General features: G+C 32.0%; 15 protein-coding genes. 5 read left to right on the top strand and 10 right to left on the bottom strand.

Annotated features, from left to right (window positions below; genetic code table 11):
• Nucleotides 1-38: 38 nt before the first annotated feature.
• Nucleotides 39-1,379: a tRNA lysidine(34) synthetase TilS gene (gene tilS / locus P7122_RS05890; protein ID WP_278004853.1), complete on the bottom strand. Its 1,341-nt coding sequence runs from the start codon at nt 1,377-1,379 to the stop codon at nt 39-41.
• Between the two features lie 68 nt (nt 1,380-1,447).
• Nucleotides 1,448-2,740: an anthranilate synthase component I family protein gene (locus P7122_RS05885; RefSeq protein ID WP_278004852.1), complete on the bottom strand. Its 1,293-nt coding sequence runs from the start codon at nt 2,738-2,740 to the stop codon at nt 1,448-1,450.
• A gap of 87 nt (nt 2,741-2,827) precedes the next feature.
• Between P7122_RS05885 and P7122_RS05880 the strand changes: the two genes are divergently transcribed.
• Entirely contained in the window at nt 2,828-3,718 is an 891-nt protein-coding gene (locus P7122_RS05880; RefSeq protein WP_278004851.1) for an aldose 1-epimerase family protein, read from the top strand.
• 40 nt (nt 3,719-3,758) lie between these two features.
• On the top strand, nt 3,759-5,114 hold the full coding sequence (locus P7122_RS05875) for a DEAD/DEAH box helicase (protein ID WP_278004850.1): 1,356 nt from the start codon (nt 3,759-3,761) through the stop codon (nt 5,112-5,114).
• A 99-nt stretch (nt 5,115-5,213) separates the two neighbouring features.
• Here the strand turns inward: P7122_RS05875 and P7122_RS05870 are convergent, their stop codons facing one another.
• The 6 genes from P7122_RS05870 to P7122_RS05845 all read right to left on the bottom strand — a co-directional run bounded on the left by P7122_RS05870 (nt 5,214) and on the right by P7122_RS05845 (nt 8,501).
• Nucleotides 5,214-6,047, bottom strand: a complete 834-nt coding sequence (locus P7122_RS05870; RefSeq protein WP_278004849.1) for a mechanosensitive ion channel family protein — start codon at nt 6,045-6,047, stop codon at nt 5,214-5,216.
• A 32-nt stretch (nt 6,048-6,079) separates the two neighbouring features.
• On the bottom strand, nt 6,080-6,256 hold the full coding sequence (locus tag P7122_RS05865; RefSeq protein ID WP_278004848.1) for a hypothetical protein: 177 nt from the start codon (nt 6,254-6,256) through the stop codon (nt 6,080-6,082).
• Nucleotides 6,240-6,833, bottom strand: a complete 594-nt coding sequence (locus P7122_RS05860; RefSeq protein ID WP_278004847.1) for an RNA polymerase sigma factor — start codon at nt 6,831-6,833, stop codon at nt 6,240-6,242. Before P7122_RS05860 ends, P7122_RS05865 begins: the two co-directional genes overlap by 17 nt.
• A gap of 88 nt (nt 6,834-6,921) precedes the next feature.
• Nucleotides 6,922-7,326, bottom strand: a complete 405-nt coding sequence (locus tag P7122_RS05855; RefSeq protein WP_278004846.1) for a DUF2721 domain-containing protein — start codon at nt 7,324-7,326, stop codon at nt 6,922-6,924.
• A 122-nt stretch (nt 7,327-7,448) separates the two neighbouring features.
• Nucleotides 7,449-8,093 carry an energy transducer TonB gene (locus tag P7122_RS05850; RefSeq protein WP_278004845.1) on the bottom strand — a complete coding sequence of 215 codons (645 nt, stop codon included), beginning with the start codon at nt 8,091-8,093 and terminating at the stop codon, nt 7,449-7,451.
• A 12-nt stretch (nt 8,094-8,105) separates the two neighbouring features.
• The gene (locus P7122_RS05845) at nt 8,106-8,501 is read right to left on the bottom strand and encodes a hypothetical protein (protein ID WP_278004844.1); all 396 of its coding nucleotides are present in this window, start codon (nt 8,499-8,501) and stop codon (nt 8,106-8,108) included.
• 205 nt (nt 8,502-8,706) lie between these two features.
• Between P7122_RS05845 and P7122_RS05840 the strand changes: the two genes are divergently transcribed.
• The 3 genes from P7122_RS05840 to P7122_RS05830 all read left to right on the top strand — a co-directional run bounded on the left by P7122_RS05840 (nt 8,707) and on the right by P7122_RS05830 (nt 11,129).
• Entirely contained in the window at nt 8,707-9,768 is a 1,062-nt protein-coding gene (locus P7122_RS05840) for a sensor histidine kinase (protein WP_278004843.1), read from the top strand.
• Complete coding sequence (locus P7122_RS05835; RefSeq protein ID WP_278004842.1) at nt 9,761-10,471, top strand: LytR/AlgR family response regulator transcription factor; 711 nt, start codon at nt 9,761-9,763, stop codon at nt 10,469-10,471. Before P7122_RS05840 ends, P7122_RS05835 begins: the two co-directional genes overlap by 8 nt.
• A gap of 67 nt (nt 10,472-10,538) precedes the next feature.
• Nucleotides 10,539-11,129: a hypothetical protein gene (locus tag P7122_RS05830; RefSeq protein WP_278004841.1), complete on the top strand. Its 591-nt coding sequence runs from the start codon at nt 10,539-10,541 to the stop codon at nt 11,127-11,129.
• Nucleotides 11,130-11,144: 15 nt separating this feature from the next.
• Here P7122_RS05830 and P7122_RS05825 read toward each other — a convergent pair whose 3' ends face one another.
• Nucleotides 11,145-12,164, bottom strand: coding sequence for a hypothetical protein (locus P7122_RS05825; protein ID WP_278004840.1), 1,020 nt, complete (start codon nt 12,162-12,164; stop codon nt 11,145-11,147).
• A 28-nt stretch (nt 12,165-12,192) separates the two neighbouring features.
• Nucleotides 12,193-13,191, bottom strand: coding sequence for a WG repeat-containing protein (locus P7122_RS05820; protein ID WP_278004839.1), 999 nt, complete (start codon nt 13,189-13,191; stop codon nt 12,193-12,195).
• Between the last annotated feature and the right edge of the window lie 16 nt (nt 13,192-13,207).

Here is a 13,207-nt window from a genome sequence, read left to right as displayed (position 1 = left end):
ATTATAAATGGATTCCTGTCTAAGCAAGAATGACAATATTATTTTAATTCTATTTTTAAAATTTGATTGGTTCGGCCTGATACCTTAAAACGGTCATCTGCTCTTCTCCCAACAACCCAAACTATTTTGTCTTCTGAAGTTAAAACCCAAGTATTGTCTTTTTCGCTTGGTGTTAATTTTTCATCTTTAAGATATTTGCTCACTTTCTTTTTGCCCCTCATACCAATAGGATGAAAAACATCTCCTGTTTGCCATAACCTAAATTCTAAAGGATATTTCAGCTTTTCTAAATCTACATAAATTGTGTTTTGAGCATTATCTCTCAAAGCCTCTGCTTCATCAAAAAACAAAACACCGAGTGGTGTTTTAACTTGGCTTTTTTGCACTTCGACTTCGCTTATTTTGATAGGTTGATTTAACGAGATAGATTCTGAAACAAGTTCAGAATGACAATCTGTAAGAATTAAAAACTCGCGATGCTTGGTGAGTTTATGTGTGCCAGAAGCTATATATTTTCCTGTCTCGGCTTCTAATAAACCTTCAACATCATTCCATTCGGTAAAACCACAGTTTTTGAAAACTTCGTATAAGAATGCTTTAGGATTATTTTGATTTTTAAATTCTGAAATGTAATACGTCACAGTACCACCTTCCTTCTTAACTATTGCTCTATTCAAAAAATCATCAATGGTTTGGCTTACTATAGTTTCGGTTTCCTTGAGGTTTGATAGAGTATTCTGAAAACTATCTAAAACATTTGGATTAATCTCCTTTAGAATTGGAATCACATCATGCCTTAATTTGTTTCTTAAATATTTTCTCGAAGAATTACTACTATCTTCTCTCCAGGCAATGTTTTCACTCTTTGCGTATGCTTCTATCGTTTCTCTAGAAAATGGCAATAAAGGCCTAGCAATGTTTCCATTTAGTTCCGGTATTCCTGTTAAACCGTTAAGTCCTGTACCTCTGGTGAAGTTGATTAAAAACGTTTCTAGATTATCATCTGCATGATGTGCTGTTAAGATGTAATCGAAGTTTAGTTGTTGTGCTAATTCAGAAAACCAGTCATATCGCAACTCTCGTGCTGCCATTTGTATAGAACATTTATTTTCTTCAGCATAGACTTCAGTATCAAAATTCTGAATAAAAACTTCTACATCTAATTGCTCTCCTAAATCTAAAACAAAGGCTTCGTCTGCATCGCTTTCCTTTCCTCTTAAATTAAAATTGCAATGTGCTAAGGCAAAATTAAAATTGAGTTTATGACAAAGATGAGCTAACACAACGCTATCAATTCCACCAGAGATGGCAATGACCAAACGTGTATCTTTTAGAAACGGGAATTTAGTGTTTATATGGTTTTTAAATGATACTAGCATTCTTCAAATATATTGAATTAATCATCTCACAAAGGCGCAAAAACGCTAAGATTTTAAGTATTACAATGCTAACCCTCCAACACCTCTCGCATGGCTTTTTCTTTAATTAAGCACTCCTCATACTCTTTTTGAGGATCGCTTTTAGCTGTTATAGCGCTTCCTACAGAATAAGAAATGTATTTTTTGGATGCATTATACAATATACTTCTAATAATAACATTAAAATCAAAATCTCCGCTTGGTTCAAAATAACCCACTGCTCCAGAATACAAACCTCGTTTGGTTTCTTCTAAATCTTCAATAATTTTCATTGCTGAAATTTTTGGTGCTCCTGTCATACTTCCCATAGGAAATGTAGTTTGTATAACATCAACAGGATGTGTGCTTTCTGAAATTTTTGAAGTTACGGTAGAAATCATTTGATGGACTTGCAAAAATGAATATACTTTGCACAACTCCCCTACCTTAACACTACCTTTCTCTGCTGTTTTAGACAAATCATTACGAACCAAATCTACGATCATAATGTTTTCGCTTCGTTCTTTTGGATCATTAGCTAAATCTATAGCTAATTGCTGATCTTCGTTTTTATTTTGAGACCGCTTAGCAGTTCCCTTTATAGGTTGCGATATTACAGTTTCTCCTATTTTTTTGATGTAGCGCTCTGGAGATGCTGATAACAAATATTTATCAAAAGATTTAAAAAATGTTGCAAAAGGTGGTTGAGAGATTTGATTTAATTTTGTGTACGTTTCTACAGGGTTTATAGTAGAATTTTCAGCATAAAACTCCTGACAAAAATTAGCTTCATAAATATCTCCTCTATGTATGTGTGCTAACATTTTGTTGACCTTCTCAAAGTATTCATCTTTATGAATTCTAAGTTTTATTTTGATAGGATTTTCAGATTCAAGGACGTTGAGAGCATCAGATTTTTCTATCTCCAACAAATCACTATTTATCTCATCATCTACCATTCTTAGGTATTGAAACTCTACAGTATCGCCTTTAATTAAAATAATCTTTTTAGGCTGAAAAAAATATAAATCCGGAAACTCTAAACCATCATAATTATTAGATTTTAATGCTTCTATAGAATTTTTCAGATCGTATGTAAGGTACCCAAAAATCCAGTCAGAGGTACTTTTCTGGTACTCTTTTAGACGATCGAAAGCGTCTGTATAATCGGTTTGTAAACTCGTAAAAGCATCTACAGCCAATACAGCATCATAACTATTATAGTGGTCTTTATTACCGTTAGAATCTAGCCAAACAACATCATCATATTGTTGTGCCCATAGCAATAACTGCTGCTTAAAATTTTTAGAATTTGCTAATTTCTGTTTATATGAAGTTCTCAAAAAGGGAAAAATTAATTTTGTAAAAATAAATAGAATACATTTTCTAGAGTATAAGAATTGTATCTTTCAATAAAAAATAAAAAAACTATGCCATTTTTAGAAAATAGCCTCCTTAAAATTGAAATTAAACCAAAAGGTGCCGAATTGTGCAGTATACAATCAGTAAAAAATAATACTGAATTTATTTGGGAAGCAAATCCTGATGTTTGGGGAAGTCATGCTCCTAACTTATTTCCAATTATAGGTGCCATGAAAAACGATAGTTATATCTACGAAGGCAAACAATACAACATGCCAAAGCATGGTTTTGTGAGACATAACAACGATTTTAAAGTGATTTCTAACACAAAATCTGAAGTTACATTTCAACTAAAACCCAACGATCAGCTAAAGACTATATATCCTTTTGACTTTGAATTTTTAATTACATACGAGCTTAAAGACAGTTCACTCTACATCCATCATACTGTAAAAAATACTGATTCTAAAACAATTTTCTTTTCACTTGGAGGTCATCCTGCTTTTACGTGTCCGTTATTTAAAGACGAATTATACACCGATTATTTTTTAGAATTTGAAAAGGAAGAAACCAGCCAATCTTATCTGTTAAATATGGACAATGGCTTGGTTACTGAAAAGACGAAAACTGCTTTTGATGCACCAAACCGCATTAATCTTCGTGGAGATTTATTTAATGAAGATGCATTAATTTTTAAAGATTTAAAATCTAGAAAAGTAGCTTTAAAACATCAGCTCAAGGGGGAAATACTAAATGTAAAATTTGATGGATTTCCATTTTTAGGTATATGGGCAAAACCAAACGCTCCATACGTTTGTATAGAACCTTGGATTGGTATTGCAGATGCAGAAAATACCGATCAGCACATTAAAAACAAAGAAGGAATTATTGAATTGGAAGCAAATAAAACGTTTAATGCTACATACAGTATTACAGTTAATGCTGGTTTGTTGGACTGATGTTGATTATTAATAGTAGCTTTGCACAAAATCTATAGTTGTGACTTTTCAAGATTTAAATCTAAACACTCCTTTACTCAATGCCATTGAAGACTTAGGGTTTGAGAATCCTACTCCAATACAGGCTGAAGCTTTTAACATAGTAGCATCTGGTAAAGATGTTGTTGGTATAGCGCAAACAGGTACTGGTAAGACTTTTGCTTACATGTTGCCTATTTTAAGACATCTAAAGTATTCTAGACAAGACAATCCCAGAGTTTTGGTTTTGGTGCCAACGCGCGAATTGGTTGTGCAGGTTGTTAGCGAAATAGAAAAAATGTCTAAGTATATAAACAATCGTGTTTTGGGTGTTTATGGTGGTACTAATATAAATACGCAAAAACAAGCTGTAGCACAAGGATTAGATATTATTGTTGCTACTCCTGGACGCTTATATGACCTTGCTGTGAGTAGAGTTTTGCAACTTAAATCTATTCAGAAGTTGGTCATTGATGAAGTAGATGTTATGCTAGATTTAGGATTTAGACATCAGCTTATGAATATCTTTGACATATTGCCAGAACGTAGACAGAACATTATGTTTTCTGCTACAATGACCGCAGATGTAGATGAGTTGATAACTGATTTTTTTATAAGTCCTACAAAAATTCAGATTGCTGTTTCTGGTACACCTTTAGAGAATATTAAACAAGAACGTTATAATGTTCCTAATTTCTATACTAAGGTCAATTTATTAGAATATTTGCTAAGCGATAAAGATGAATTTTCTAGAGTTTTAATCTTTGTTGCCTATAAAAAAATGGCAGATCGTTTATTTGACAAGCTCGAAGAACTTTTTCCTGGTCAGAGCTGTGTTATTCACTCTAACAAAACTCAAAACTACAGATTGCGAAGTATAGAGCAATTTAGTGAAGGTGAACACAGATTGTTAGTTGCTACAGATGTAATGGCCAGAGGGTTGGATATTGATGATGTAACGCATGTTATAAACTTTGACACGCCAGACTATCCAGAAAATTATATGCACAGAATCGGTAGAACTGGTCGTGCAGAAAAACAAGGTCATGCTTTGTTATTTTCTACTGAAAAGGAACAAGAAGCTAAAGATCGTATTGAGGATTTAATGCAATTAAAGATTGAAACAAAAGAGATTCCTGATGTTATAGAAATTTCTAATGAATTAATTGAAGAAGAGCGTCCTCAAATTAGAGAGCGAAACAATCCTACAAAGCGCAGCACAGAAGATATTCCTGGTCCTGCTTTTCATGAAAAGAAAGAAAAAAACAAAAAGGTAAATTTAGGTGGTTCTTACAGAAGAGAGATTGCAAAGAAGTATAAAAAGCCTAAAACCAGAGGAGATAAAAATTACAATAAGCGTAATAAAAAGAAACGCTAATAAAAAAAGAAAACCTCTTCATTTACTGAAGAGGTCATCCTTATAGGTCAAGTACGGCAGGATCGCATTTTATATACAATAAAATCTATAACCCTAACCTTATAGTTGATCCTGCATTTGTACTTGATTTTCCATTAAATCATTGATAGGCACTACCAATCTACCTTCATCATTTTTAAGTATTACCGATATACTTTTTACTTCGTCTATAACATACGCCTTGTCATTAAATATAATTTTCTGACCTGCTTCAAACATTTTTCTTGCATAAAAGGTATGCATTAATTTACCCACTACTAATCTTGCGCCCAAACCAAAAGCTATTGCAAAAGCCAACAAAAAGGCTGCAATAATCATGTTGATATTATTGGTAATAATCTGAGTATTAATACCTGCTTGGTTTAATGCTGTAATGCTAATAAATGTGAGAATAAGAAAAAATACTACCTGACTAATGATTTTACCACCAGACAAATCCATAGACTCAAATAAGGATTTAAGACCATTTTTAACAAAATTTGCAAACAATAGTCCTATTACAAAAATGATTACAGCTGCTAATAATTGAGGTACATAAGACAGCAAATCGCTTATCTGCTCTGTTATGATGTCTAAGCCCATAATATCTGATGCTGTAACAAATATTATAACATACATAAGATATTTTACAAGGTTAGAAATAAACTTTACAGTATCAAAGTTCAGTTTCTTACCTTCAATTATTTCTATATCATTAAGCTTATCGTCTAGTTTGTTTGCATTAACAAGCTTAAGCACTTTCTTAATAATTTTTACAACTAGCTTAGTTGCAAGCCAACCAATTATAAGTACTATAAAAGATCCTATAATGTTTGGAAATATCTTAGTAATCTCTAACCAAATGTTGTTTAAAGATTTTAATGCTACATCCGAGAATTCGTTTACCTTATTCATACTTATTTTTTTGGTTAGGGTGTGTTAAGTATTTAATCTTTAGTTCTATTAGCCGTTACACTATCTATAATGTGGCCAATGTTATACGAGAATAACTCAGCCAGCTCCATCAATAGCTTAGCCATAGCAATGTCGTGCATCACTTTGCTTTTCAGCTCTTTAGGAACCTCTTTGAGAGGCTGGTTTATTTGCTTAAATGGATTCTCCATCTTTCGTATAATTATTGTACTTGCGTACAAGTTTTTCTTTTGCTCTTTTGAGACGCATTTTTACTGCGCTTTCACCAATCTCTAAAGCTTCAGACAACTCTTTTATAGTTAAGTTATCTTCGTACTTTAGTAACAATATCATCTTTTCTTCAGGCGAAATCAACTCCATCACTTTCTTTAACTGATCTACGCGCATACTTTCAAACTCGCTTGTAGAATCAATATCTTCACCTATATTTTGAATATCAACATTCTCAGAACTTACAGATTGTTTTTCAATCTTCTTTGCTGTATTTCTGGTTACGTAATTTACACAATGATTGTATGTAAAAGCGTAAAGCCAAGTTGAAAATTTAGATTTGCCCTTAAAGCTAGCTAATTTTATAAAAACTCTTAAAAATACATCTTGAGTTAAATCTTTAGCTTCATCAACACCATTAGCAAATCCATAGCACTTATTGTACACCATAGAAGCATATCTATCGTACAGCACCTCAAACAACATTGTGTCGTTAGATTTTACGATTGCTTCTACGAGCGCTTCATCGGTTAGGCTATGAATTGCTTCTTTAGTCAATTTGTTGGTTAATTCTTTTTTTAACTTGGTTAGTTATATGATTAAGACACATCTATTTCTTATGAGTCACAAATAAATTTAAAAAATTTTATGAATCTATTTGTTTTTCCATATCACTAAGATGATGCTCTAATGCTAATGCTGAAATTTGAATTTCTCTTATTAAAAATGCCAAGGACAAAATAAGCAGTAGCAGTGCCAAGCCAAAAATCCACACTGCAGCATTGTGCAAATCTATATAGATTAAAAACATAGTTAGTACGCACAACAAAAGGCTTGATATGCCTAAAATTTGCATCCAACGTGTTAAATTTAATCTTAACTTTAAGTTATTAATTTGCCTTATCAACACAGCTTCTTTTCGTTCTATATACTTATCACTTAGGTTTCTTATAATGGCTGCGTAGGCCAAAAACCTGTTTGTGTAAGCTAACATTATTAAAGAAATTGCTGAAAATAAAAGTGCTGGTGTTGTAAGCGTAAGTTCTTGCATAAAAGACTTTTTGCAAAATTACTTAATTTAATTTCTAGGCATAAAAAAATCGAACTTATTAAAGCTCGATTTTAATTACACTCTATGCATACTTTTACTAAATATTATAATTGGTAAAACTATTATGAATCATTAGGTAGTTCTGGGATGTAAACAACATCTGCTTGGATGTCTTTACCATATTTTATAATAACTGAACACAATACAGAAACTGGTTTTCCTTTATGCATGGCTGGTTTCATTTCTGGCATAGTTCTAAGTATCCTCAAAATTTCTGCCTGGACATTTACCACTGCTTCTCTAACTTTTATGCCTGAGACTTTTCCGTTTTTGTCAACTATAAAAAAAGCATCTACTTGTTTTGCTTCAGAAAGATCTAAATCTTTTGAAATGTTTGAGTCAAATTCCTTTTTAATATACTTTGAAACTTCTTCATTAAAACATTGTAATTTTTCTTCAGTAGAGAGTGCTTCGCAATTTGAATGTATAGGTGCTATCTCTACATCTTTTAATACCATTCTATCATTAGAATCATAATTTGCTAAACCATCATTATGAGATACAATATTGCATAAACTCAATAAAGCCTGCTCTTCCTTTTCGGTTATATTTCCTTGTGACATAATTTGTTCTTGCACAGCATTGATTTTTGTGATTAGCTCACTTTCTGATTGACTTGGTGAGCTTGGTACATCTTTACAAGAAAAACACAAAAGACCAACTATGGCTAAACCTAAAAAACCACCTCTTTTCGAATAAAATTTCATAAGACTTCTTGTTTAGTTTGCTTCGTTAGACTTTAAGCTCCATTTATAAATTAAAACACCAATACGTGCTACTGCAAATGAAAACAGTCCAAATGTAATGGTTAGTAAAGACACCTTTAGACCTCCTGAAAACAAAGCAGGATTTACATCTCCCAGAGCTTCTACCATATCAAATAACTGTATAATTCCCATAACAGATGCCAAACAACCAACAACTAAAGCAATAAGGCTACTTTCCGTGGCAAGACCTATCATTTTCTTAGCCATTACACTATCTTTATCACGTTTAACAAAGGCGATTACAACAAAAATTAACGATAATAAAAAAGCCAACAAGATAATGTACATTGCTGGGCCGCCTTCATTCATTCGGCTTGCAAATTGGGTTGTAGTAATGTGTGAAATCATAATAATGTGTTTTTAAAATTAATACTTCAAAAGTATATTCTATCAACCTACCATTTAAAACAATGCGACGAATAACAACTTTACATAAGGATTTAACCATAATGTAAAAAAGGGCTCTAAAACTGTCATTCGTCTACAAAACCCTAAGTCCAAAAAAAAATGAATTATTATTGTATCATCTATAGATGAGATTAACTTAGGTTTAATGCATTCAAAATACAAAAGATTAAAACAAGTACTGCTCCATATTATATTTTGGGTTGCTGTACTTATGTTTTTTACTTCCATTTTTGATGTAGATAATGCAATAGATAGCAATGTTTTCTATTTTTCTTTGTTTTTAATGCCAGTAACCATTGCCACTACTTACGTCTCTATTTATAACCTAATCCCAAATTACCTCATTACAAAACGTTACTTTTTATTTGGACTTTATAGCTCATACACTCTAATTATTTCTGTTTTTGGCATATGTCTATCCATTTTTTTTGCTTTGGCTTTTTTAAGTGATTTTAAGTTTGAAAAAATAAATACAATTGGCAGAAGTGCCGTATTCATAATAGCTTGCATCTATATTGTTGTCTTAATTGTAAGTGCTTTTAAGCTTTCAAAACTCAACTTAAAACAATCAAAAAACAATGTAGAACTTCAATCTAAAATCTTATCTACCCAACTTAAATTAAAAGAGCAAGAACTCAAATATTTAAAAATGCAGATTCATCCTCATTTTTTGTTCAACACACTAAACACTATGTATGGTTCTGCATTAAAAAAATCTGATGACACACCAGAAATGATTTTAAAACTATCTAACCTGCTAGACTATCTTCTCTATCAGGTTGATAAACCTATTGTAAGTTTAGAGGACGAAATAAATCATATTGAAGATTATATAAGTTTAGAAAAAATGCGTTTTAACGATACCTTAAATGTTTCGTTTTCTAAACATATTCAATCAAAAACAATTCATATTGCGCCAATGCTATTCATTCCTTTTATAGAAAACAGTTTTAAACATGGTACTTTAAAGGATGGTGTGCTAACTATAAACTTATCTGTTGAGGCTAATTCTAAAACTATAAATTTTAAGATAAGTAACAGCAATCACAATGAAGAGAAACCCAACAATGGTATAGGTTTACAAAATATTAGAAAACGCCTTGAGTTGTTGTATCCTAACCGCTATACGCTAGATATAGATGAAAACAACGCAATGTTCACTGTACACTTAAAACTTAACATAAGTCCAAACCCTACCAATGACTAAACCAATTTCTTGCATAATCGTTGACGACGAAAGTGTGGCTAGAGACATTATAGCAACACACCTATCTCGTATTAATAAAATTGAAGTCATTGCACAGTGTAAGAATGCTATTGAAGCATTTAATTTTATAAACAACAATGACGTTGACCTTATTTTTCTTGATATAAATATGCCTGAAATTTCAGGCATATCATTTGCAAAATCCATTAACAAAAACATAAAAATAATTTTTACAACCGCATACAGAGATTATGCCGTAGAAGGTTTTGATCTTCAGGCTGTGGATTATTTGCTAAAGCCTATTCCTTTTGAACGATTACTAAAAGCTGTAAATCGTTATTTTGAAGTCAATACTCATCAAACAGACATTGAATTAAAACCAACAGACCACAACGATTTTATCTTTGTTAGATCTGAAAGACGTATGCTAAAAATTACTTTTAGTGATATTATTTACATCGAAAGTTTAAGCGATTATATAAAAATTCATCTCAAAGACCAATGCGTTATCACCAGAGAAACTATAAGTGCAATTGAAGCCAAACTACCTCAACGAGACTTCATAAGAATTCATCGCTCCTACATTATTAGCCTCGATAAAATTCAATCCTTTACAAATGAAGAAATTACTGTTAATCGAAAAGCGCTACCCATTAGTCGAAGTTATAAGAAAGATGTTTTAAATCATCTCGAAAATTATTAACTTTAGAATAAATAAAAGTCCAAATCTTTCGTTATCATAGTCTCTAGACTATGTTATTAACCGCTTAATGAGTGCATATCTTCATAATACTATTCCTAATTTAAAACCGTTTGATTACGATCGTCATCACGATTCGCTTTTTATAAATCAGCAATGGGTTTTGGTTAATGGCATTTCTACAAAGAAAGCTATCTATACCTTTAGAGATGATAATATCTTAGAAATTGAAAGAAAAGATGCTACCATTACAACATCATGGACAATAAGTATACAGAATATATTTACCATTGAAACGGAAGATGGTGTTATTAATGTAAAAGCCTACTTTAAAGACGATGATATCTTAGTGCTAAACCATCAAGATAAAGAAGAATTTGCCATGTACATTAACACTACAAATTATACAGAAGAGTTAAATTCTATTGAAGATATACAAGGCTACCTAAAAGACAAGTACAAAAAGAAAGTTAACAAGGTTATACACAAACACGAATTCTACTACATTTCTAAATCTAAAGAGTTTGGGCCAAATACGGTTGAAGAGCTTAAAGAAAAGGTTGAAAACGAAACTATTAGCGCCTACTGTTTTGTTAGAGATGTTAACGAGGACAGCTACGCCAAGCGATTAAGAATTATCGATTTAATGCAAGAACTTTAAGCCTTTAACTTGAAGTTAAAAACTAGGATCAAACTGTTGGTCTATAGCTTTTAGAACAGACGATTTGGTTTGCTTTTCAATAGCATCAAGCATTTTAAAAAGGGTTTCTATTGTTTTTTCTTTATATAAAAAATGTCCATCTTCAAGTTGTTCAAAAATATCTTTAATATTATGAGAGCCACTTAATGAAAACGCATCACTATTACCATATAAACTAATAGTAAACCATTCTTTCAAATAATGTTCGGTTTTCCAAAGTTTTGTGCTTTTCCAATGGAAGCTCCAATATCCATTGGGCTCATGAGTTTTAAGCGTGAATTCTTTTTCTGGTTTTAGCTGTTGTAACTCAGCTAGAATAGCTTCCATCTTATTTGTGATGGCTGAAATGAGTTTAGCCTTATCAGCGTCTGATGATGTTTCAGATTTCTGATTTCTAAACTGTTTACTATTTAGCAATTGTTTTGCCTTATTTTTTACACCTTTAGTAGCACCTTCTTTGGATAATTTTTCTACATCAGCATAGGAAACAGCTTTGTGGTCTAATAGTAACTCCTGAAGTTTTCTATGGTTAGATGCTATTATTTTTTCTACAAGTTCTTCAGTTAAACCATTGTCTAACAACTCTTGTCTTATAGCTTCATTAGGTTCGTCTACAACACCAGGTTGTAGTAAAATGCGTGTATCTGTGTAAGGCTTTAAATAAAAGAGTAAATGATTTAGCTTATCAACCAGTTCTAATCGGTTTTGGGTAGAAAACTCTAACTCTGGCGCTTCCCAAACACCTTCATAGTCTAGCGTATTGGTTTTAATATTGAATTTTGGCAGTAAATAAATAACCTGCAATTGGTACGCACCATTAATGTCGCCTTCTGGTCGCCATGATACATCAATAGCTTTTAATCGTGTGTGTGAACTGATAAGCAATAGAGAGCTGCCTGTAAACTCATGTATGGTGTTTTCTGTTGGGTCTGTTTCGGTTAACAAATTCCAATCAACTGTCCAGCCTGCTGGTATTTTTAAGGGTTGAAGGTTCATTTTCAAAAATCACTAATGTAAACTTTATTTAGTCTTCAATCCAAATGGCTTGTTTATAATAAGGATATGGTAAATCGTCGAGCGTTTCGTATTTAAATTCTGATTCTTCTTTGCCTGTTAACCAGTTTACCCAACCCCATTTTCCATCTTTTTTCATAGCTAATTTTAGTACACCATCTGCATCAAAATTTTTATAATCTTCGTAAATACAAGGTACTGAAAGTTTGGTGTTTTCATTATAACTCCAATAAGACAAATGCATACCTACTTTTCCTTTGTTGTAAACTGCCGTGTATTTTGAATTGTATCCAAAAAAACGAATACTGTCGTATTTTGCAGGTATGAGTGTTGTTAAATCATTTTCGCCTAATGACTGATACATTCCCCATTTTTTAGTGGCTTTTTTTCTTGCTTTAAACACACCATCTCCATTACTTTCATCAAAAATGAGTATATCTGCTTTTAATTTTTTCTTGGAGGCTACAAACATATCTTTTGCCCAACCTTCTATCCAAACCAATGGTACATCTTCTGGATTATCGAAAGTGGGATCTACTAAAACTACATCTTCAAACCAATCTACTAATCCCCATTTTTCATTTTGCTTTACAAGTGCATAAAACCTATCATCTACTTCCTTCATTTTTATAGCGTCATAGATGCAGTTGGCTCTCTCAGCAGCATCGTGTATTTCGTAAGGATTTAAAAGAATACCGTACTTTTTTTTGATTTTTACAATGGTAAATGGTTCCATATTTTTAAACCAGCCAATGGAATCGAATTTTGGTGCTACTACTTCATCAAAGTCAATCACTGCTTCATCTAAATCATAATAGGCATCTATATTGTAAACTCCCCATTTTTTGGTGGATTTCATCTTTACTTTTGCCAAATTATTTTCGTCAGTAATCCACTCAATTTCTTTTCCTTTAATGTGCTTCAGGATTTGTTTGTCTGTTATGTCTTGGGCTTTAACGTTTAACGAAAAAAGTATTATGACTATGAAAAAAATATGATTGCGTTTCATGATTTTGGTTTTTGAT

Source organism: Winogradskyella marincola (assembly GCF_029624125.1).
GTDB classification, from domain to species: Bacteria; Bacteroidota; Bacteroidia; order Flavobacteriales; family Flavobacteriaceae; genus Winogradskyella; species Winogradskyella marincola.
This window is presented reverse-complemented; position numbering and strand designations above follow the sequence as displayed.